The organism is Marinobacter nauticus ATCC 49840 (assembly GCF_000284615.1).
In the GTDB taxonomy this organism is placed as follows: Bacteria; Pseudomonadota; Gammaproteobacteria; order Pseudomonadales; family Oleiphilaceae; genus Marinobacter; species Marinobacter nauticus.
Genome location: NC_017067.1, coordinates 2,427,410 through 2,449,209 on the forward strand (window position 1 = coordinate 2,427,410; position 21,800 = coordinate 2,449,209).

15 protein-coding genes, 2 tRNA genes and 3 rRNA genes are annotated in these 21,800 nt (G+C 55.0%); 10 read left to right on the forward strand and 10 right to left on the reverse strand.

What is annotated here, in order from left to right:
- Positions 1–122 precede the first annotated feature (122 nt).
- The 9 genes from MARHY_RS11350 (at position 123) to MARHY_RS11390 (ending at position 12,368) form a co-directional block, all read left to right on the forward strand.
- A complete protein-coding gene (locus tag MARHY_RS11350) occupies positions 123–2,039 on the forward strand; it encodes a putative nucleotidyltransferase substrate binding domain-containing protein (protein ID WP_014421935.1) in 1,917 nt (638 codons plus the stop codon).
- Between the two features lie 15 nt (positions 2,040–2,054).
- Complete coding sequence (locus MARHY_RS11355; protein WP_011784418.1) at positions 2,055–2,762, forward strand: 3'-5' exonuclease; 708 nt, start codon at positions 2,055–2,057, stop codon at positions 2,760–2,762.
- 210 nt (positions 2,763–2,972) lie between these two features.
- On the forward strand, positions 2,973–3,236 hold the full coding sequence (locus MARHY_RS11360; RefSeq protein ID WP_011784417.1) for a DUF4212 domain-containing protein: 264 nt from the start codon (positions 2,973–2,975) through the stop codon (positions 3,234–3,236).
- A 6-nt stretch (positions 3,237–3,242) separates the two neighbouring features.
- On the forward strand, positions 3,243–5,003 hold the full coding sequence (locus MARHY_RS11365; protein WP_014421936.1) for a sodium:solute symporter family protein: 1,761 nt from the start codon (positions 3,243–3,245) through the stop codon (positions 5,001–5,003).
- A gap of 97 nt (positions 5,004–5,100) precedes the next feature.
- Entirely contained in the window at positions 5,101–5,607 is a 507-nt protein-coding gene (locus tag MARHY_RS11370; RefSeq protein ID WP_014421937.1) for a hypothetical protein, read from the forward strand.
- Positions 5,608–5,634: 27 nt separating this feature from the next.
- A complete protein-coding gene (locus MARHY_RS11375) occupies positions 5,635–9,153 on the forward strand; it encodes a PAS domain-containing hybrid sensor histidine kinase/response regulator (RefSeq protein WP_014421938.1) in 3,519 nt (1,172 codons plus the stop codon).
- The gene (locus tag MARHY_RS11380) at positions 9,150–10,790 is read left to right on the forward strand and encodes a tetratricopeptide repeat protein (protein ID WP_014421939.1); all 1,641 of its coding nucleotides are present in this window, start codon (positions 9,150–9,152) and stop codon (positions 10,788–10,790) included. The genes MARHY_RS11375 and MARHY_RS11380 overlap by 4 nt, the downstream gene beginning before the upstream one ends.
- On the forward strand, positions 10,787–11,467 hold the full coding sequence (locus tag MARHY_RS11385; RefSeq protein WP_014421940.1) for a sensor histidine kinase: 681 nt from the start codon (positions 10,787–10,789) through the stop codon (positions 11,465–11,467). The genes MARHY_RS11380 and MARHY_RS11385 overlap by 4 nt, the downstream gene beginning before the upstream one ends.
- 148 nt (positions 11,468–11,615) lie before the next feature.
- Entirely contained in the window at positions 11,616–12,368 is a 753-nt protein-coding gene (locus tag MARHY_RS11390; protein WP_014421941.1) for a response regulator, read from the forward strand.
- 64 nt (positions 12,369–12,432) lie between these two features.
- Here the strand turns inward: MARHY_RS11390 and rrf are convergent.
- The 9 genes from rrf to MARHY_RS11435 form a co-directional block, all read right to left on the reverse strand.
- Positions 12,433–12,547: ribosomal RNA gene (rrf, locus tag MARHY_RS11395) — 5S ribosomal RNA — on the reverse strand.
- Between the two features lie 83 nt (positions 12,548–12,630).
- Positions 12,631–15,522 (reverse strand): 23S ribosomal RNA (locus tag MARHY_RS11400).
- Between the two features lie 303 nt (positions 15,523–15,825).
- A tRNA-Ala gene (locus MARHY_RS11405) sits at positions 15,826–15,901 on the reverse strand.
- 96 nt (positions 15,902–15,997) lie between these two features.
- Positions 15,998–16,074, reverse strand: a tRNA-Ile gene (locus MARHY_RS11410).
- Positions 16,075–16,163: 89 nt separating this feature from the next.
- A 16S ribosomal RNA gene (locus MARHY_RS11415) occupies positions 16,164–17,704 on the reverse strand.
- The 16S, 23S and 5S rRNA genes sit together here with 2 tRNA genes alongside, the layout of an rRNA operon.
- A 453-nt stretch (positions 17,705–18,157) precedes the next feature.
- The gene (gene purT, locus MARHY_RS11420; protein WP_014421942.1) at positions 18,158–19,360 is read right to left on the reverse strand and encodes a formate-dependent phosphoribosylglycinamide formyltransferase; all 1,203 of its coding nucleotides are present in this window, start codon (positions 19,358–19,360) and stop codon (positions 18,158–18,160) included.
- A gap of 1 nt (position 19,361) precedes the next feature.
- On the reverse strand, positions 19,362–19,544 hold the full coding sequence (locus MARHY_RS11425) for a DUF1289 domain-containing protein (RefSeq protein WP_011785938.1): 183 nt from the start codon (positions 19,542–19,544) through the stop codon (positions 19,362–19,364).
- On the reverse strand, positions 19,541–20,077 hold the full coding sequence (locus tag MARHY_RS11430) for a gamma carbonic anhydrase family protein (RefSeq protein WP_014421943.1): 537 nt from the start codon (positions 20,075–20,077) through the stop codon (positions 19,541–19,543). Before MARHY_RS11430 ends, MARHY_RS11425 begins: the two co-directional genes overlap by 4 nt.
- A gap of 1 nt (position 20,078) precedes the next feature.
- Entirely contained in the window at positions 20,079–20,666 is a 588-nt protein-coding gene (locus MARHY_RS11435) for an NUDIX hydrolase (RefSeq protein ID WP_011785940.1), read from the reverse strand.
- Positions 20,667–20,761: 95 nt separating this feature from the next.
- Between MARHY_RS11435 and MARHY_RS11440 the strand changes: the two genes are divergently transcribed.
- Positions 20,762–21,310, forward strand: a complete 549-nt coding sequence (locus MARHY_RS11440) for an NUDIX hydrolase (RefSeq protein WP_014421944.1) — start codon at positions 20,762–20,764, stop codon at positions 21,308–21,310.
- A 7-nt stretch (positions 21,311–21,317) separates the two neighbouring features.
- On the opposite strand, the gene MARHY_RS11445 is transcribed toward MARHY_RS11440, so the two are convergent.
- Entirely contained in the window at positions 21,318–21,629 is a 312-nt protein-coding gene (locus tag MARHY_RS11445) for a YqfO family protein (protein WP_014421945.1), read from the reverse strand.
- Positions 21,630–21,800 lie beyond the last annotated feature (171 nt).

Genomic DNA, 21,800 nt, shown 5'->3' on the forward strand with positions numbered 1-21,800 from the left:
AAAGAAAAGCTCTGCGACGAAAATCGTAGAGCCCCTCCGGGTTCCGCTGAACTACACTGCAAGCGGAGAATAATAATGATGGAGCTCCCCTGTACCTGGCTCCCAAGCTTACGGATCACGATATGGCCGCAGCAAATCAGGACACTACCCGCCCTCAGAACACCCGAGCGATTATGTCATTCCTGAGGGAACATGCCCCGTTCTCCAGCATGGACGACACCCATCTGGCCCATTTTGCCGAGCATGCGACCCTGAGGTTTTACGCCGATGGCGACGAAGTGCTCTCGCCCGACGATGGAGTGGTCAAGCGGTTTTATGTGGTCAAGCAGGGACGTATCCGGGGTGAGCGCCACAATGAAAAAGAAGACCGGGCAGAAACCACCTTTGAAATCAGCCAGGGTGAGTGCTTTCCGCTTGCGGCACTGATTGGCGAGCGCCCGACCCGAACGCTACACAGGGCTTCCGGCGATACCTTCTGCCTCAGTATTGAACAGAACGCCTTCATCACCCTGTTTTCCGAAAGCGAATCCTTCCGCGATTTCTGCCTGCGGGGCGTGAGCAGCCTGCTGGATCAGGTCAATCAGCGCATCCAGTCCAAGGCCATGGCTTCCATTGGCTCCAGCAACAGCCTCGACACCCCCCTGGAGCGCTACGCGCTGCGCAACCCGATTGTGTGCTCACCGGATCTGCCGGTTCGCAAGGCCGTAGCCCGGATGCACGAGAATAATGTGGGCAGCATCATTATCACCGATGACAATCGTCATCCCACCGGCATTTTCACGCTGCGCGACCTGCGCACCATGATCGCTGAGGAAAAAGGCCCCCTCGACACGCCCATTCGCCAGGTGATGACAGGCAATCCCTGTCGCCTGCCCGCCACAGCGGACGCCTTTGAGGCGGCAATGCTGATGGCGGAACACCACTTTGCCCATCTGTGTGTGGTCGACGAAGAGGACCGCCTGATTGGCGTGGTATCCGAGCGGGATCTGTTCTCTCTTCAGCGGGTAGACCTGGTCAACCTGGCTCGAACCATTGGCACTGCCACCCACTTGCGCACCCTGGTCAGCCTTCGCTCCGATGTCTCAAGGCTGGTCGACGCCATGCTGGCCCACGGCGCGGATTCTGGCCAGGTGGTGAAGATCATTACCACCCTGAACGATGTCACCGTGCGCAGGGTACTCGAACTTAACCTCAAGAAAAACGACCCTGGCATTCCGTTTACCTGGCTTACCTTTGGCAGTGAAGGCCGCCAGGAGCAAACCCTGCTGACCGACCAGGACAACGGCATTTTGTTCGAGACACCAGAGGGCATGACCGAAGACCAGGTGCGTGAGAAACTGCTGCCCTTTGCCCGCAAGGTCAACGACGAACTGGCGGAGTGCGGGTTCACCCTGTGCAAAGGCAACATTATGGCCAGCAACCCCAAACTCTGCCTGAGTGACCGGGAATGGGACGACTGGTTTATCCGCTTTATTGATGCCTCAACCCCCCAGAACCTGGTCTACTCGTCGATATTCCTGGATATGAGAGCGGTCTTCGGCCCCACTGAGCCACTCCATCGTCTGCTGGAGAAGGTGCTCCAACGCATCCGCAAGAACGCCCTGTTCCAGAAAATGCTCGCTGGCAACGCGCTGCAGAGAAAACCGCCCCTGACCATGTTCCGGAACTTCCGCTATCTGAACGACGAGAAGAAACACTCGCTGGATCTGAAACGTCAGGGCCTGGCGCCATTTGTGGAATCCGTAAGGGTGTTCGCACTGGCCCATGGGGTGGAAGCCGCCAATACCCTGGAGCGCATTGACGCCCTGGCCAGAAAAGACATCTTTGACGCCAAGGACGCCAACGCCTGGAAGGAAGCCTACAGCCTGATTCAGGCCATCCGTATGCGTGCTCATCAGGAGATGCTCGACCGGGGCGAGGAGCTGACCAATTACATTGATCCGGACGACCTGAATCCTCTGGACCGGCGCATACTTCGCGAGTCTTTCCGCCAGGCCCAGCGGCTCCAGCAGAAACTCGAAGTTACGTATCAACTATAGGTCTGCGCACAGAACATGCTGGAATACATCAAACAGTGGCTGGCCAGAAGACGCGGCGGAACAGTCGGCGATCACGATGCCGCCAATCTGCCCAGCCCGAAAACGGTTGGCGACCAGCCCTTGTCCCGGAGCCGGCTGATTGTTCTTGACCTTGAGACCACCGGCCTGAACGCGTCCAAAGATGAAGTGATTGCCATCGGAGCGGTTGCCATCGAAGGTGGTGTCATCCACCTCAATGACCAGTTTGACCTGATACTGCGTCGCCCTGAACTGGACATTCGGGAAACCGTGCTGATCCATGGCATCGGCCCAGAAGCCCTGACTCAGGGCTACGAAACCCAGGATGCACTGCTCTACCTTCTGGAATGGATGAACGGCGACCCGATACTTGCCTACCACTCCGCCTTCGACCAGAAGTTCCTCGAAAAGACGCTGAAAAGCCAGTTGGGCTACACCCTGCCCCACGTCTGGATGGATGTTGCCGAGCTGATGCCGGCGTTCTTCCCGAAAGCAACGATCAAAGGGCGCGGCCTGGACGACTGGGCGGATGTATTTGGCCTGGAAATCAGTGAACGCCATCACGCCGCAGCCGACGCGCTGGTCACCGCAGAACTGGCACTGATAGCCCTCAATAAAGCCCGGAAAAACGACGTCAAAACTCTCAAAGAACTCAGTGAAAAGCTGCATTATCAACGCCGTTTACAGCATATGCACCGCTATTAGCGGAACAGGATCTACTGGCGATGTCCTTGACCAAATACAAGGCAAGTTACTGAGAGTTAGACCATTTGCCAATATCCATAAATCCATTGACCGGTAAAGTCGGAGGAGACAACAAGTCGGAGAAGTACTACATGAATAATAAATTCTCTATCCGCAACACCTCACCAAAAAAACACCCAATCTCCACAACAACAATACAGGAGTGATTGTATGTCAGGTCATAGCTACGACGCTGAAAACTACTGGAAGGCGAATCTACGCCTGATATTCGGGAGCCTGATTATCTGGGCCCTGGTATCTTACGGCTTCGCTATTCTGTTACGCCCGATGCTGGCGGGAATCCCCGTAGGCGGCACCGATCTGGGCTTCTGGTTTGCCCAGCAAGGCTCCATCCTTACCTTCATTGTTCTGATCTTTCACTATGCATGGCGCATGAACAAGATCGACGAAAAATTCGGCGTGCATGAGGAGTAAGGACAAATGAGCCAATTTGCAATCAACATTATGTTCGTAGGGGGCTCGTTCCTCCTCTACATCGCTGTCTGGGCCAAGGCCGGCAGTACCAGCGATTTCTACGTTGCGGGCGGTGGTGTGCATCCTATCACCAACGGCGCCGCAATCGGTGCTGACTGGATGTCTGCCGCTTCGTTTATCTCCATGGCTGGTCTGATCGCGGCCGGTGGCTATGCCAACTCCACGTTCCTTATGGGCTGGACCGGTGGCTACGTCCTGTTGGCCATGCTGCTGGCTCCTTACCTGAGGAAGTTCGGTAAGTTTACGGTTCCTGAGTTCATCGGGGATCGATACTACAGCGCAAACGCGCGACTGGTAGCCGTTATCTGTCTGATCGTTGCCTCGGTAACCTACGTTATCGGCCAGATGGCTGGCGCTGGTGTGGCCTTCTCCCGCTTCCTGGAAGTGGATGCCACCACCGGTCTGATCATCGCAGCGGTTGTTGTATTCGTCTATGCGGTACTCGGTGGCATGAAAGGCATTACCTACACTCAGGTAGCCCAGTACTGTGTACTGATTGTCGCTTACACGATTCCCGCCGTGTTCATTTCCATTCAACTGACAGGCAACCCGATTCCGGGCCTGGGCATGTTCTCTACCCATACCGACTCTGGCTTGCCGCTGCTTGAGAAGCTGAACCAGGTCATCACTGATCTCGGTTTCAACGAGTATACCGCTGATGTGGACAACAAACTGAACATGGTTCTGTTCACACTGTCCCTGATGATCGGTACTGCCGGTCTGCCACACGTTATCATTCGTTTCTTCACTGTGCCCAAGGTGGCTGACGCGCGCTGGTCTGGCGGCTGGGCTCTGGTCTTCATTGCCCTGCTGTACCTGACGGCTCCTGCTGTCGCTTCCATGGCTCGCCTGAACCTGATGACCACTATCTACCCGGACGGAACCCAGGCCGCTCCCATCGAATATGATGAGCGCCCGAACTGGGTCAAGGAATGGGAAGTAACGGGTCTGATTCAGTTTACCGACAAAAACGAAGACGGCCGTATCCAGCTTTACAACGACGTACCTGCGTTTGAAGCTGAAGCCCAGGCCCGCGGCTGGAACGGCAACGAACTGGTGGTTAACCGTGACATCCTGGTACTGGCCAACCCCGAAATCGCCAACCTGCCAGGCTGGGTCATTGGCCTGATCGCAGCCGGTGGTCTTGCAGCCGCGCTGTCGACAGCCGCCGGCCTGCTGCTGGCGATTTCCTCGGCGGTGAGTCACGACCTTATCAAGGGACGATTCAACCCCAGTATCAGTGATAAGGGCGAACTGATGGCTGCCCGGATATCCATGGCCGTTGCCATTGTGGTCGCCACCTATCTCGGTGCAAACCCGCCAGGGTTCGCGGCTCAGGTGGTTGCCCTTGCCTTCGGTATTGCGGCTGCCTCGCTGTTCCCGGCACTGATGATGGGTATCTTCTCCAAACGCGTAAACAACGTGGGCGCGACCCTGGGCATGCTGTCCGGCCTGATCTTCACTCTGGTGTACATCTTCGTGTACAAAGGCTGGTTCTTCATCCCGGGCACCAACAATCTGGCAGACACTCCCGAGAACTGGGTGCTGGGTATTTCCCCGCTGTCTATCGGTGCCATTGGTGCGATCGTCAACTTTGCGGTAGCCTTCGCAGTATCCAAGGTGACTGCAGAGCCGCCCGTTGAAATTCAGGAACTGGTTGAAAGCGTCCGCTACCCGCGTGGTGCCGGTACTGCCCAGGATCACTGAAGCGAAAGACAATCTGATTCATCGCACCTGATGACAGGTTGAAACCGAACGGGCTTCCTCAGTGAGGGAGCCCGTTCTTTTTTGAGGAAACCGTTGTATGTTCTGGACTTTTGTAGCCACCGTTTTTTGCGGTCTTGGTGCCGCTGGCATTGCCATGGGTATTCGCGCGGCCACCGCCAAAAAAGCCCCGAAGTGGCTGATTCCGGTCTTTGCCGGTGCGGGCATGCTGGGTTATCTGATCTATGGAGAATACACCTGGTATGACCACAAACGAGCCATGCTGCCGGAAGAAGCTGTGGTTGTGGCCACCGAACAGGAGAGAATTTTCTTTCGCCCCTGGACCTTTGTGTTTCCCTACGTGACCTCATTCTCTGCGGTCGACAAGGAAAGTATCAGCCGTGATACCGGTGATCAGAACATTGTTCGCTTCACCCTTTATCGTTTCGAGCAGACGGTCACCGATGCGGTTTCGCACCGGATTCATCTCATTAACTGTGGCAGCCGGGAGCTGGTACCACTGGGTTCCGACGGGGCGCCGAGAGTAGATAACATGAAGTTGCTGGAGAGCGACGATCCACTCTATACCATCATTTGCAGAAGCTGAGACCACAGGAGCGGATAACAAGACCCCATGATTAGCGCCTGGCTGCTTGTCCTTATATCGATCACTTACATTTCACTGCTGTTCCTGATCGCCTGGGCAGGTGACCGGCACCCGGGGCTCTACAAGCGCCGTCTGGCCAGAACCCATATTTACGGTTTGTCCCTGGCCGTCTATTTCACGTCATGGACCTTCTATGGCGCAGTTGGTCGGGCCACCCAGGAAGGTCTGGCATTTCTCCCCATCTACCTGGGCCCGTTACTGGTATTCATTTTCTTTGCGCCGCTGCTCCGGCGCATCATCTACATCAGTAAACGCAACAACAGCACCTCCATTGCCGACTTTATTGCCTCGCGTTACGGCAAATCCCAGGTGCTGGCGGCCATGGTGGCCATCTTTGCCCTGATCGGCAGCGTTCCCTACATTGCCCTTCAGCTCAAAGCCATTGCCCTGGGGTTTAATGTCCTCTCGGGCACCGGTGACAGTTATCAGGAATTGAGTACAGCGGCCTGGAACGACTCTGCCTGGTACATCACCCTGGCTCTGGCGGTCTTTACCGTGCTGTTCGGAACACGGCACCTGGAGTCCACAGAACATCATCGGGGCATGATCCAGGCCGTTGCCTTTGAATCACTGATCAAGCTCATCGCCTTTGTGGCGGTGGGGCTGTTTGTTGGCTACGGGCTGTACGATGGCTTCGGGGACCTGTTTACCCGAGTCCGCGAAGCTGACCTGATGGGCACGCTTACCACAGAGTCGCTGGAAGCCCCTGCGTTCCTCACACAGACGCTGGTTGCCATGCTGGCCATCATCTGCCTGCCACGGCAATTTCACGTGATGGTGGTGGAGAACACCGATCACCGGGATTTTGAGGTCGCTCGCTGGGCGATGCCGATCTATCTGATCATCGCCAGCGCATTCGTCATTCCTATTGCCGCCGCCGGACTGTTGAGCACTCACCTGGCGGGCAGCGATCCGGACATCGTCATCCTGCAACTGCCGATCATGGCAGGGGAACACTGGCTTGCCGTACTGGCGTTTCTGGGCGGTGGATCAGCGGCGGCCGCCATGGTGATTGTCTGTTCCGTCGCCATAGCCACCATGGTAAGTAATGAAATCATCATGCCAGGCCTGCTCAAGTTCTTCCGACCAGGCATGAACCGACGAACTGATCTCAGCTTCCTGCTGCTGACGATCCGGCGGGTTGCCATCTTTGTAGTACTGCTGACCGCCTACGGCTTCTACCGCATGGCTGGCGAAGACTACAGCCTGACGGCGTTTGGCTTACTGTCCTTTGCCGCAGCGGCCCAGTTTGGTCCCGCGCTCGTAGGCGGTATTCTCTGGCGCCAGGGTAACTTCACCGGAGCTGCCTGGGGCCTTGGGCTGGGCTTCCTGATGTGGTGTTACACCTTGCTGTTGCCCGCGCTGGTGTCCACCGGGTGGGTTGCGGATACCCTGATTGAGCACGGCCTGTTTGGCTGGAACTGGACCCGACCAACAGCCCTGTTCGGTTCCGACCTGGATCAGATTAGCCATGGCATTCTTTGGAGTCTGGGGGTAAACACCGGGGCCTATATTCTGCTCTCCCTGATTACCCGGCAACGTATTCGGGAGAAGATTCAGATTGCCGCGTTCTTCCACGATGCGCAGCCCAAAGCCGAGAATGCCCAGCACCAGAGCTGGCAGGGTGAGATTCTTACCTCCGACCTGCAGGCCCTGACCGACCGGTTCATGGGGGAAGAACGTTCCGAAAGCATTTTCAGGAATTACGAACGACGTAATGCCATCCGGCTCTATCCTCAGCGGCCAGCTTCCACCCATCTGATGAAGTACATAGAGCGCCAGCTGGCATCGGTGATTGGAGCCTCCACGGCCCGCGTGGTTCTGGAGTCGACCCTGACTGGCCGCGATATGCAGATCGAGGACGTGGTCAGCATTGTCGATGAAGCCTCCCAGGCCATGACCTTCAGCCGGGAGTTACTGCAGTCTGCCATCGAGAACATCAGCCTGGGCGTGTCCGTGGTCAACCATCAGCAGCAACTTGTCGTCTGGAACCATCGCTATCTCGAGCTGTTCAACTATCCCAAGGGCTTTGTCCGGGTTGGCCGGCCGGTTGAAGACCTGATGCGCTATAACCTCACCAACGCCAACCTGTCTGCCCGTCGAATTGACGACATCGTCGAGAACCGCTGTAACAGCATGCGTGAAGGCAAACCCATGTCTTACGAGCGTCAGCGCCCCGATGGCACGGTCGTCCGGGTGGATGGCAGTCCGATTCCAGGCGGCGGCTATGTCACCACATTCCAGGACATTACCGCCATGCGCAGGACCGAGCAGGCCCTGAAGGAAACCAACATCTATCTGGAGCAAAGGGTCCGGGAGCGCACCCAGGAACTGCAGGTGATCAATGAGCAGATGCTCAAGGCCAAGTCGGTAGCCGAGCAGGCGAACCAGAGTAAAACCCGCTTCCTTGCCTCTGCAAGCCACGACCTGCTGCAACCCCTGAACGCAGCAAGACTCTTTACCTCCGCGTTGTCCGGCAAAGTGAACGAGGGCGAAACCCGGGATCTGGTAGACCACATCGACAGCTCGCTGGGCGCGGCTGAGGAGATCATCAGTACACTGCTGGACATTTCAAAGCTTGATGCCGGGGCACTTGAGCCGGATATCGGCGTGTTTCCAGTCAACGAGCTGCTCAGGCATCTGGCCACCGAGTTTTCAGCCATCGCCAAGGATCAGGGGCTGGAACTGCATGTAGTCCCCAGTACCGCCTGGGTCCGTTCCGATGCGAAACTTCTGCGTCGTGTGGTACAGAACTTCCTTTCCAATGCCATCCGCTACACCGCAAGCGGCAAGATTCTGATGGGCTGCCGACGCCTGAAAGGCTATCTGCGCATTGAAGTCTGGGACACCGGACCGGGTATGTCAGATGACCAGCTTAATCACATCTTTGAGGAGTTTCGCCGATTCCAGCATGGTCGCGACAAGAAGGGGCTGGGGCTTGGCCTGGCCATTGTTGATCGTATCAGCGGCATGCTTAACCACCCCGTCACCGTGCACTCCATCCAGGGCAAAGGCAGCGTATTCGGGATCACGGTTCCGGTCGCCCCGGCCGATCAAAGCCGGCTGGATTCGCAGAAAAGCGGCAGCAGTTCAAGACGGGTATCCAATCTCGGGGGCCTTCACGTTCTGTGCATCGACAATGACGCAGCCATTCTGCAAGGCATGGTCGCGTTGCTGGGCAACTGGCAGTGTGATGTCACTGCCGCCGAAAGCCTGGACGATGCCCTGGACAAACTGGACGGACGCAGGCCCGATATTATACTTGCTGATTATCAGCTGGATGATAACCGCAATGGACTGGATGCCATGGACAGCATAAGGGAACATCTGGGAAGCGATATTCCCGGCATCCTCATTACCGGCTATATGGCGCCGGAGGTACGTGACGACGCAGGCAACCGGGGCTACCAGGTACTGTACAAGCCAGTGAAGCCTGCAGCCCTGCGAGCGCTCGTAAACAAACTACTTAAACAGAAGTGGCCATGAATCCATCCGACCGGAAAGACGCAGTAAATCCGTTTGGCAAGCTTACTTTTCTTGTTGTCGACGATTTCGAGAACTTTCGGCTATCCATGCGGCAGATGCTCCGCAGTTGTGGTGCCGACAAGATTGAACTGGTTGCTCACGCCACGCCCGCCATCCAGTACTGTACCTACAATCACGTAGATGTCGTGCTGTGCGACTACAATCTGGGGGAAGGCAAAAACGGCCAGCACGTACTGGAAGAGCTGAGGCACAAGAAACTCCTCAAACGGTCATCGCTGTTCCTGATGGTAACCGCGGAAACCTCCAAGGAAATGGTCATGGGGGCACGGGAATATCAGCCTGACGGCTATCTGACAAAGCCCATTAACCGTGCCATGCTGGAGCAACGTCTGGGCAGCCTGATCAAACAGCGCAATGCCCTGCTCCCCATCACCCGGGAGATCGACCGGGAAAACTACCCGGAAGCCATCAGTCTTTGCCTGCAAACCCTGCCCAAACAGCCCCGCTACAAAACCTGGCTGATGAAGACACTCGGGGAACTCTACTTCATGGTCGGCGACCTGGCCCACGCCCAGAAGGTCTACGATGATGTTCTGAATCAGCGGGAGCTGTCCTGGGCCCGGCTAGGCCGGTGCAAGGTGTTGCTGGCCAACCGGAACTTTGATCAGGCCGTCGACGGCCTCAAGGCTCTGATTGAAAAACACCCGGACTATATGGAAGCCTACGACCTGCTGGCCGAAGGCCTTCAGAAACAGGGACGATCGGCCCAGGCCCAACAGGTTCTTGAGAAAGCGGCTGAACATTCCCCCAACGCTCTGCTCCGCCAGAAGCATCTCGCTGAACTGGCCGGCGCAAACCAGGATATTGACACCGCCTCCCAGGCGTGGCGACAGACGGTGTCTCTGGGCACCTATTCCATACACGACAATGCAGAGCATTACCTGTCGCTCGCCCAGAGCCTGTCCGATCTGAGCGAGGGCGATCTGGACGAAGAAGGCGCGGCGCGCTCGTCAGAAGCCCTCTCTGTGCTTACGAAAATGGAGAAACGCTTCGACAACGATGAAACCATCGGGCTCAAAAGCCGTATCGTGCAGTGCCGTCTCCATGCCGGCCAGGGCCGCCACCGGGAGGCCGAGAAGATTCTTACCGCGGTCAGCTCGGAGCTCGAAAGCCTGGAGGAACTCCCGGCCGATATGGGGCTGGATTTCGCAAAAACCCTGTTCCGGATGGGCCGGGAAGATCAGGCCAAAAGAATCCTCGGCGATCTGGCCTCACGATTTGATAACGACCCGGACACCTTGCAGAAAATTGAAAACCTTCTGGACGAGCCCGTTGGCTTCCGTCAGAAACTGGAAGCACGCAGCATGAACCGGGATGGCATCAAAGCGTTTGAGGCAGGCGACCTCGACGCTGCAGTGGAAGCCTTCAACAAAGCCCTGGCGATCGTTCCGGACCATGCTGCCCTGAACCTGAACCTGGTTCAGGTGTTGATGAAGCAATATGACCAGAACCCGGAGCCGGCGTTACTGGCTGCCTGCCAACAGCGCCTGGACCGTCTGAGCAAGCTGCCGGAGCAGCATCGTCAACACCGTCGATACCTGGCCCTCACCCGAAAACTGAAAGGACTGACCGCATGACCGACCCAAACATCGACTTTTCGATGGTGCTGGCCTCTGCCGTGCACGACATGAAAAATTCTCTCGGCATGTTACTGAACAGCCTCGACGAACTTCGTGGTGAACATGAGCAATCCCTTGCTGGCTCCGACAAATTCAACATGCTCCAGTACGAAGCCGAGCGTATGCATAACGATCTGGTTCAGTTACTGGGTATCTATCGCCTGGGAGAAAACAATCTCTCTGCGCACATTGACGAGCATTTTGTGCCAGATTTCCTGGAGGAGCACCTCGCCAGGCACATCCCTTTGTTGCAGGGACTCGGGCTCAAATATTCAATTGCCGCAGATGACATCAATGGTTTTTTCGACGAGGACCTGTTGACCGGTGTACTCAACAACACCATCAACAACGCCATCCGTTATACCAAAAGCCAGATACGGCTTATTGCGCGCGAAGAAGACGGTTATCTGGTGCTGGGGGTTGAAGATGATGGCCAGGGCTACCCGGAAAGCATGCAACATACTGGTACCCTGAGTTTCAAGTCGCTGGACTTCAATACCGGCAGTACCAGCCTGGGGCTGTTCTTCGCCTCGTCTGTGGCCGCACTGCATAGCGAAGGCGAGCGAACCGGCTCCATCAAACTGCACAACGGCGGCAGCCTGGGTGGGGGTGTATTCGAAATCTGGCTGCCCTGACGCAAAAATGAAATGGGAGTCTCAAAAACGGAACCCGGGCCCGCCTACCCACTGCATATTTTCTGAGCTGCACTTATAGTGCCCGAGTCTTTCGGACTGATTCATCACGGCGTAACAACGTCTGTCACTTCCAGGGAGGAGCTCTCTCATGCCGCGAGGGCACGCACTGATCATCGAAGACTCGTCAACGGCCCGTATTCTGTTGTCCCGGCTGCTTGAACGAGCGGATATCTCCACCAAAGGGGTTGCCACTGCGGAGCAGGCCTTCCCCCTGCTTCAGCAGGAACATTTCGACCTTATCTTCCTTGATCATCTCCTCCCGGGCATGAATGGCTTTCAGGCACTGGAGAGACTCAAGCAGCAGCCGGAGACGCGGGACATCCCGGTATTCATGTATACCTCCCAGAACGCAGAACGTTACCTACAGGAAGCCAGAGCCCTCGGTGCTGCCGGTGTCATTCGCAAGCAGGTTGACCGGGACCAGCTGATGCGAACTCTGGATATCATTCTGTCTAACGTGCCTGATCAGGAACAAAGTGAAGCCATCCGCCTGGCCGTTGAGGAAGGAGGACATCACGGGTTGGAAGCAACGGAACAGAACTCCCGGGGCATGACCGGGCGCCTGTCTACGCTGGAAATTGCCTATGAAGAGCTGGAGGAAGAAATCCGTGAGTTGCGCGCTGCCTTTACCGAATGTCAGCTACAACAGGTTCAGAAGTTAGACCAGCAACAACGGCAAATGCGCTGGCTGGGCGGCTTATCCATTGCGGGTTTGGTGGCACTGGTTTGGCTTGTGACATGGCAGGGAGGGGTTCTGGACGAGTATATTGCGCGCACCGATGAACAATTCAGTTTGCTGCATAGCATTGTTGGCGGCGTTATTGAATTAATCGGTCGATAGTGACCATAAAGGCAGAAATAAAAAAGCCCCAGCATCAAGGATGCTGGGGCTTGTTTATTTAGGAGCCTGACGATGACCTACTCTCACATGGGCAACGCCACACTACCATCGGCGCAGGTCTGTTTCACTTCTGAGTTCGGGATGGGATCAGGTGGTTCCAGACCGCTATGGTCGTCAGGCAAAACGGTTGATCACTGGGGGACGAGAAGGAACTGAGTGATGTGGATTTCGTTGCGTCATCCGCAATTGTCTTGGGTGTTATATAGTCAAGCCGCACGAGCAATTAGTATCGGTTAGCTCAACGCCTCGCAGCGCTTACACACCCGACCTATCAACGTCCTGGTCTTGAACGGCTCTTCAGGAGGCTCGAGGCCTCGGGGAGATCTCATCTTGGAAGGGGCTTCCCGCTTAGATGCTTTCAGCGGTTATCCTGTCCGAACATAGCTACCGGGCAATGCCACTGGCGTGACAACCCGAACACCAGAGGTTCGTCCACTCCGGTCCTCTCGTACTAGGAGCAGCTTTCCTCAAATCTCCAACGTCCACGGCAGATAGGGACCGAACTGTCTCACGACGTTCTAAACCCAGCTCGCGTACCACTTTAAATGGCGAACAGCCATACCCTTGGGACCGGCTTCAGCCCCAGGATGTGATGAGCCGACATCGAGGTGCCAAACACCGCCGTCGATGTGAACTCTTGGGCGGTATCAGCCTGTTATCCCCGGAGTACCTTTTATCCGTTGAGCGATGGCCCTTCCATACAGAACCACCGGATCACTATGACCTACTTTCGTACCTGCTCGACGTGTCTGTCTCGCAGTCAAGCGGGCTTGTGCCATTACACTAACCGCACGATGTCCGACCGTGCTTAGCCCACCTTTGTGCTCCTCCGTTACGCTTTGGGAGGAGACCGCCCCAGTCAAACTACCCACCACACAGTGTCCTCAACCCCGATAAGGGGCCAGAGTTAGAACCTCAAACATGCCAGGCTGGTATTTCAAGGTTGGCTCCACCGGAACTGGCGTCCCGGTTTCAAAGCCTCCCAGCTATCCTACACAAGCATGCTCAAAGTTCACTGTGAAGCTATAGTAAAGGTTCACGGGGTCTTTCCGTCTAGCCGCGGATACACCGCATCTTCACGGCGATTTCAATTTCACTGAGTCTCGGGTAGAGACAGCGCCCCCATCGTTACGCCATTCGTGCAGGTCGGAACTTACCCGACAAGGAATTTCGCTACCTTAGGACCGTTATAGTTACGGCCGCCGTTTACCGGGGCTTCGATCAAGAGCTTCGCACGAATGCTAACCCCATCAATTAACCTTCCGGCACCGGGCAGGCGTCACACCCTATACGTCCACTTTCGTGTTTGCAGAGTGCTGTGTTTTTAATAAACAGTCGCAGGGGCCTGGTATCTTCGACCGGCTTCCGCTCCACCCGCAGGGGCTTCACGTACACACCGGCGTGCCTTCTCCCGAAGTTACGGCACCATTTTGCCTAGTTCCTTTACCCGAGTTCTCTCAAGCGCCTTGGTATTCTCTACCTGACCACCTGTGTCGGTTTGGGGTACGGTCTCGAATAGCCTGAAGCTTAGAAGATTTTCCTGGAAGCAGGGCATCAATGACTTCGCGCCCTTGGGCACTCGTCGTCGCGTCTCGGGATTGTGGACCCGGATTTGCCTAAGTCCACTCCCTACATGCTTAAACCGGGGCAACCGTCGCCCGGCTCACCTAGCCTTCTCCGTCTCTCCATCGCAGCTATCCAAGGTACGGGAATATTAACCCGTTTCCCATCGACTACACCTTTCGGTCTCGCCTTAGGGGCCGACTCACCCTGCGCCGATTAGCGTTGCGCAGGAACCCTTGGTCTTCCGGCGTGCGGGTTTTTCACCCGCATTGTCGTTACTCATGTCAGCATTCGCACTTCTGATACCTCCAGCATGCTTCTCAACACACCTTCGCAGGCTTACAGAACGCTCCCCTACCCCGCATACAAAGTATGCAGCCGCAGCTTCGGTGACCAGTTTGAGCCCCGTTACATCTTCCGCGCAGGCCGACTCGACTAGTGAGCTATTACGCTTTCTTTAAAGGGTGGCTGCTTCTAAGCCAACCTCCTAGCTGTCTGAGCCTTCCCACATCGTTTCCCACTTAACTGGTACTTTGGGACCTTAGCTGGCGGTCTGGGTTGTTTCCCTCTTCACGACGGACGTTAGCACCCGCCGTGTGTCTCCCGGATAGTACTCACAGGTATTCGGAGTTTGCATGGGGTTGGTAAGTCGAGATGACCCCCTAGCCCAAACAGTGCTCTACCCCCTGTGGTATTCGTCCGAGGCGCTACCTAAATAGCTTTCGGGGAGAACCAGCTATCTCCGGGCTTGATTAGCCTTTCACTCCGATCCACAAGTCATCCCCTGGCTTTTCAACGACAGTGGGTTCGGTCCTCCAGTGCCTGTTACGGCACCTTCAACCTGCTCATGGATAGATCGCCCGGTTTCGGGTCTATGCCCAGCGACTAATTCGCCCTATTCAGACTCGGTTTCCCTACGGCTCCCCTAAACGGTTAACCTCGCCACTGAACATAAGTCGCTGACCCATTATACAAAAGGTACGCCGTCACAGAACAAGTCTGCTCCGACTGCTTGTACGCATACGGTTTCAGGGTCTATTTCACTCCCCTCACAGGGGTTCTTTTCGCCTTTCCCTCACGGTACTGGTTCACTATCGGTCAGTCAGGAGTATTTAGCCTTGGAGGATGGTCCCCCCATGTTCAGTCAACGTTTCTCGTGCGCCGACCTACTCGATTTCACTGAACTCAGGTTTCGGATACGGGGCTATCACCCACTATGGCGGCACTTTCCAGAGCCTTCTCCTACCAGTTGTTCAGCTTAAGGGCTGGTCCCCGTTCGCTCGCCGCTACTTAGGGAATCTCGGTTGATTTCTTTTCCTCAGGGTACTTAGATGTTTCAGTTCCCCTGGTTCGCCTCTTACACCTATGGATTCAGTGTAAGATACCAACCCGAAGGTTGGTGGGTTTCCCCATTCAGAGATGTCCGGATCACAGCTCGTTTGCCAGCTCCCCGAACCTTATCGCAGGCTTCCACGTCTTTCATCGCCTCTGACTGCCAAGGCATCCACCGTATGCGCTTAGTTGCTTGACTATATAACCCCAAGACAACTGATCACGAAGTCACACTCATCACCAGGCAAGCCTGATTCCGAGGTATCTTCGAGACAGTCACTTGAAGCAATAGAACAACCACTTCAACGACAACACCGGATAACGCTTGAAATCGCTATCACTTTGAACATTTTCTCTCGGAGATAATGAGAGAAAAATATTCGTGTTCTATCTCGTCCAATTTGTTAAAGAGCAAATCTGACCCAGTGATCAGAAAGGAAGGCTTCATCGATATGAAACATTCGTTTCTGTACACTGCTAACCGAAGTTAGTCAGTAAAGTTTGGTGGAGCTAGGCAGGATCGAACTGCCGACCTCCTGCGTGCAAGGCAGGCGCTCTCCCAGCTGAGCTATAGCCCCAAGAAGCTATCTACAAGAATTGATCAGATCTAGGCGTCGAAGTGCGCCGCATAGCCTGCTATGCAAGTACTTCGACAACGACGAGCTGAACAATTCTGGTGGGTCTGGGTGGACTTGAACCACCGACCTCACCCTTATCAGGGGTGCGCTCTAACCACCTGAGCTACAGACCCAAAACACGGGCCTGCAACGACCCATCTGCTCTCTTTATTAGCCAACCAAGTAATTCGTGTGGACTCTGACCGAAGCATTCGGCTTCGTTTAAGGAGGTGATCCAGCCGCAGGTTCCCCTACGGCTACCTTGTTACGACTTCACCCCAGTCATGAACCACACCGTGGTAATCGTCCTCCCGAAGGTTAGACTAACTACTTCTGGTGCAATCCACTCCCATGGTGTGACGGGCGGTGTGTACAAGGCCCGGGAACGTATTCACCGCGACATTCTGATTCGCGATTACTAGCGATTCCGACTTCACGGAGTCGAGTTGCAGACTCCGATCCGGACTACGACGCGTTTTAAGGGATTGGCTCACTCTCGCGAGTTGGCAGCCCTCTGTACGCGCCATTGTAGCACGTGTGTAGCCCTGGCCGTAAGGGCCATGATGACCTGACGTCATCCCCACCTTCCTCCGGTTTGTCACCGGCAGTCTCCCTGGAGTTCTCAGCATTACCTGCTAGCAACCAGGGATAGGGGTTGCGCTCGTTACGGGACTTAACCCAACATCTCACGACACGAGCTGACGACGGCCATGCAGCACCTGTCTCAGAGTTCCCGAAGGCACCAATCCATCTCTGGAAAGTTCTCTGGATGTCAAGGCCAGGTAAGGTTCTTCGCGTTGCGTCGAATTAAACCACATGCTCCACCGCTTGTGCGGGCCCCCGTCAATTCATTTGAGTTTTAACCTTGCGGCCGTACTCCCCAGGCGGTCAACTTAGTGCGTTAGCTGCGCCACTAAGACTTCAAGAGTCCCAACGGCTAGTTGACATCGTTTACGGCGTGGACTACCAGGGTATCTAATCCTGTTTGCTCCCCACGCTTTCGCACCTCAGTGTCAGTGTTGGTCCAGGTAGCCGCCTTCGCCACTGGTGTTCCTTCCTATATCTACGCATTTCACCGCTACACAGGAAATTCCACTACCCTCTACCACACTCTAGTCTGACAGTTCGAAATGCCGTTCCCAGGTTAAGCCCGGGGCTTTCACATCTCGCTTACCAAACCACCTACGCGCGCTTTACGCCCAGTAATTCCGATTAACGCTTGCACCCTCCGTATTACCGCGGCTGCTGGCACGGAGTTAGCCGGTGCTTCTTCTGTAGGTAACGTCAAGCCTCATGGGTATTAGCCATAAGGTTTTCCTCCCTACTGAAAGTGCTTTACAACCCGAAAGCCTTCTTCACACACGCGGCATGGCTGGATCAGGGTTGCCCCCATTGTCCAATATTCCCCACTGCTGCCTCCCGTAGGAGTTCGGGCCGTGTCTCAGTCCCGATGTGGCTGATCATCCTCTCAGACCAGCTACGGATCGTCGCCTTGGTAGGCCTTTACCCCACCAACTAGCTAATCCGACTTAGGCTCATCCAATAGCGCAAGGTCCGAAGATCCCCTGCTTTCTCCCGTAGGACGTATGCGGTATTAATCCGGGTTTCCCCGGGCTATCCCCCACTACTGGGCAGATTCCTAAGCATTACTCACCCGTCCGCCGCTCGTCAGCGGGAAGCAAGCTTCCCCTGTTACCGCTCGACTTGCATGTGTTAAGCCTGCCGCCAGCGTTCAATCTGAGCCATGATCAAACTCTTCAGTTTAAATCATACAAGAACCCGAAAGTTCTTAATTCTTGCTCAAGACAAAACTCAATTTCGACGAGTCACTGTCCTGATATTTCGTGTCCGAAATACCTCGACCAGCGCCCACACGAATTACTTGGTTAACTTTTTAAAGAGCGTTTGAGCTGTTGCTCAATCAAGGCCGCGTATTCTACATCGTTCCGCTGCCCTGTCAACCACTTTTTTCGAAGAATTTTTGAAGCAAATTTTCGAACACTTTCAAGTAGTTGCATCCCTCGTGAACCGGCGTTGTCTGCCGTGTCCCTCAGAAGTGGTGCGCATTCTACAGCCCTCAGGAAAACTGTCAACGCCCATTTTCAATTTATTTTACCGGGCTTCGGTTTCCACCTATCGAGCTGTTCAGAATACAACCAGAACGACCAAAAATCACCCGGATTTTCACCCCTCACCATGGATTCAGGGATCAGGCTTTCAGAATTCGACCTTTATAGAGCTTGCTGCAGTGCGGGCTTTCTCCCGGGCATCCTCTATGGAGCTACCCAACGCCAGCGCTACCCCCATTCGCCTCCTGCCTTGTAATTCCGGTTTTCCGAACAGGCGTAGCTGGGTTCCCGGTTGTGCCAGGGCTTCTTCCAGGCCGGTATAGGAAACTTCTGTGGAGCTTCCCTCCGGCAGAATGACCGCCGACGCACTGGGACCATTCTGTCGAACAACAGGAACGGGAATACCCAGTATGGCCCTGGCGTGGATAGCAAACTCGGACAGGTCCTGGGATACAAGCGTGACCAGTCCCGTGTCATGAGGGCGAGGTGAGACCTCCGAGAACCAGACGTTCTCACCCTTCACAAACAGCTCAACACCATAGATGCCGTAACCGCCGAGATCTTCCACCACAGCACGGGCGATCTCTTTTGAACGCTGTAATGCCAGGTCATTCATCGGCTGCGGCTGCCAGGATTCGCGATAGTCACCATCTTCCTGCCTGTGACCAATGGGCTCGCAGAAGGTTACCCCCTCTTTATGCCTCACCGTCAGCAAAGTAATCTCATAGTCAAAATCGACAAAGCCTTCGACGATTACCCTGCCCTTTCCTGCCCGGCCTCCGGTTTGTGCGTACTCCCAGGCTCTTTCAATATCGGCTTCGGTCTTTACTGTACTTTGCCCCTTGCCAGACGAACTCATCACTGGTTTTACCACCAAGGGAAGCCCGACTTCCGCAACCGCCTGCAAATACTCTTCCCGCGTACCCGCAAACCGATACGGTGACGTTGGCAACCCGAGCTCTTCCGCAGCCAACCGACGAATACCCTCACGATTCATCGTCAGGTTGACCGCCCGCGCACTGGGTATCACCCGATAACCTTCCTGCTCGAGCTTGACCAACTCCGGGGTGGCAATAGCTTCTATCTCCGGAACAATCAGGTTCGGGCGCTCTTTCTCGATGACGCTCCGCAAAGCCACAGGGTCAAGCATGTCGACAACATGGGAACGATGGGCCACCTGCATTGCCGGTGCATCGGCATATCGATCAATGGCGATCACCTCAACGCCGAAGCGCTGGAGCTCAATCACAACTTCCTTGCCCAATTCCCCGGAACCACAAAAAAGTACCCGGAACGAGTTGCTTTTAAGAGGTGTACCCAATCTGACGCTGGTCTTGGTGTTATCGGTCATCTTATAGAGCTACCTTTTGTTCACGTATTGCCACCAGTTTCAAAACTTCTCGGCGTTCATCGTCTGTCATGCGAGTCCAGTGAAGAATCTCGTCACTGGTACGATGGCACCCTATGCAAACATCGTTCTCGTCTAAGGCGCACACGCTTACGCAGGGTGAGCGCACCCGATCAGCCCTGTTCATTTCTGCTCCGGATCACACGCTTTAAGTTTCTCCAGGTAACGCGTGGCATTCTGAACATAATGCGCCGCGCTCATTTCCAGCATTTTCTTCTGATTGTCGTTCAGTTCACGCTTGATCTTGCCAGGAGAGCCCACAACCATCGAACCATCCGGTACTTCCATACCTTCAGGAATCAGCGTATTGGCGCCAATCAGGCAATGTTTGCCGATCTTTGCCCCATTAAGCACCACCGCATTTATGCCAATCAGTGAATAATCGCCGATATCACATCCGTGCAGCATCACCTTATGACCGACAGTAACACCCCGGCCGATGGTCAAAGGCAGCCCCGGATCGGTGTGCAACACCGATCCATCCTGAACGTTGGATTCAGGACCAACCGTGATGCACTCGTTGTCGCCCCGAATAACCACGTTAAACCAGACGCTACTTTTCTCCAGCAACCGGACATTGCCAATGATAACGGCGTTTTCAGCAACAAACTGACCATCGCCAACTACCTGGGGGCGCTTGTCTTCGAGCTCGTAAAACATATCAGCCTCCTTGAGGGGGTTCGAGCAGATCGATTCCGGCATCGTACACGGCGTTCATAAAGTCGACCAGAACAACCGCGGACAGCCCCCAGATCTGGTAACGCTCCCAGCGATAACAGGGCACATAAAAGGTGTGGTTCAGAAAACTGAGGGCATCGGTGCGCTCCCTCCTGTCTTCCAGAAAGAAGGAAAGCGGTACCCGGAACACGCTTTCTATTTCATAGGGATTGGGCACCACCGGATGATCGCCTGGAACAACCCCTACGTAGGGTGTTACAAGAATGCCGTAGCGTGACATTACCTGGCTTAATGGTGCGATGACGTCCACCTGGTCGGGAGGCAACCCGATTTCTTCATGGGTCTCTCTCAACGCAGTGGCCGCAAGCGACGAATCTTCGGGATCCCGCTTGCCGCCCGGATAAGACACCTGGCCACGATGGGTTTTCAGGTTGGCAGACCTCAGGGTGAAAATCATTTCCGGATTATTTTCATCATCCGTTACCGGCACCAGAATACCGGCTTCCGGATAATCCAGTGCCAGCTGTCGAGGGGCATAATTGGATAATTTTTTAGTTAATAGGTCTCGCACTCGCTACTCCAGTGGCATCCCGATTTTGCATGAGACACAGACAGCCGGGATCGTTAAACTGATCATCAACAGACACTCAGTATACGGGGAAACTAATGAAGTATTGCAGCACATGCGGCCATCCGGTCGAACAACGCATTCCGGAGGGTGACAACAGGCACCGCTACGTATGTGTCAGCTGCGAGACCATACATTACCAGAACCCGAGGATTGTGGCGGGTACAGTTCCGGTCTGGGAAGGCCAGATACTTTTATGCCGGCGCGCGATCGAGCCCCGTTACGGCTATTGGACCCTGCCCGCCGGTTTCATGGAAAATGCCGAGACAACCATTGAGGCTGCAGCGAGGGAAACGCTGGAAGAGGCCCTTGCCGACGTCACCATCGAAGGCCTTTACTCCATCATCGATGTGCCGCATATCAACCAGGTTCACATGTTCTATCGCGCCAGCCTTATAGACGGGCAATTCGGCGCCGGAGAAGAATCCCTGGAGTCCCGCCTTTTCTCCCCCGGCGAGATCCCATGGGACGAGATATCGTTTCCAACCGTACGCAAAACCCTTGAGCTTTTTCTTATCGATATGGAGACAGAGCGGTTTGGCGTTCACGTCAGTGATATCCGCCACCCAATGGGAAAAAAAGCCTGACCGGCCGTCAAAGATCAACCAGCCGAAAGATCTCATAAGCCGGCTCTTCATAAGGATGTGCTTCCTTCAATGCGGCTAGCGCATCTCTTATGAGGCTGTCGTCGCACACTAACTCCACTTTATATTCCCGCACCGTTTCTAATTGCCCCTGCTGCCCCAGAAACGGATCGCTTCCCGCCAGCGGTCGGAACTGTCCCTGGCCTTCACATTGCCAGGCACAACTGTCGTATTCTCCAATTTTTCCGGCACCAACATCGAACAGTGCCTGCTTGGTTTGTTCCAGATGACTCTCGGGTACGAAGTAGCAAAATTTATACACGGACACCTCCCTGACTGATCAAATATCACCCAGCATTAGAGAATTCAAACTTACTCACAGATTCTGTGGATAACTCTGGGGAAAGTTTTTGGGAATCGCCCCCCAAGCCCCATGAATACTGGACTTCTCTTAAATTGCCGACATTTTCACCCATGATTTTATTTCCTTTAA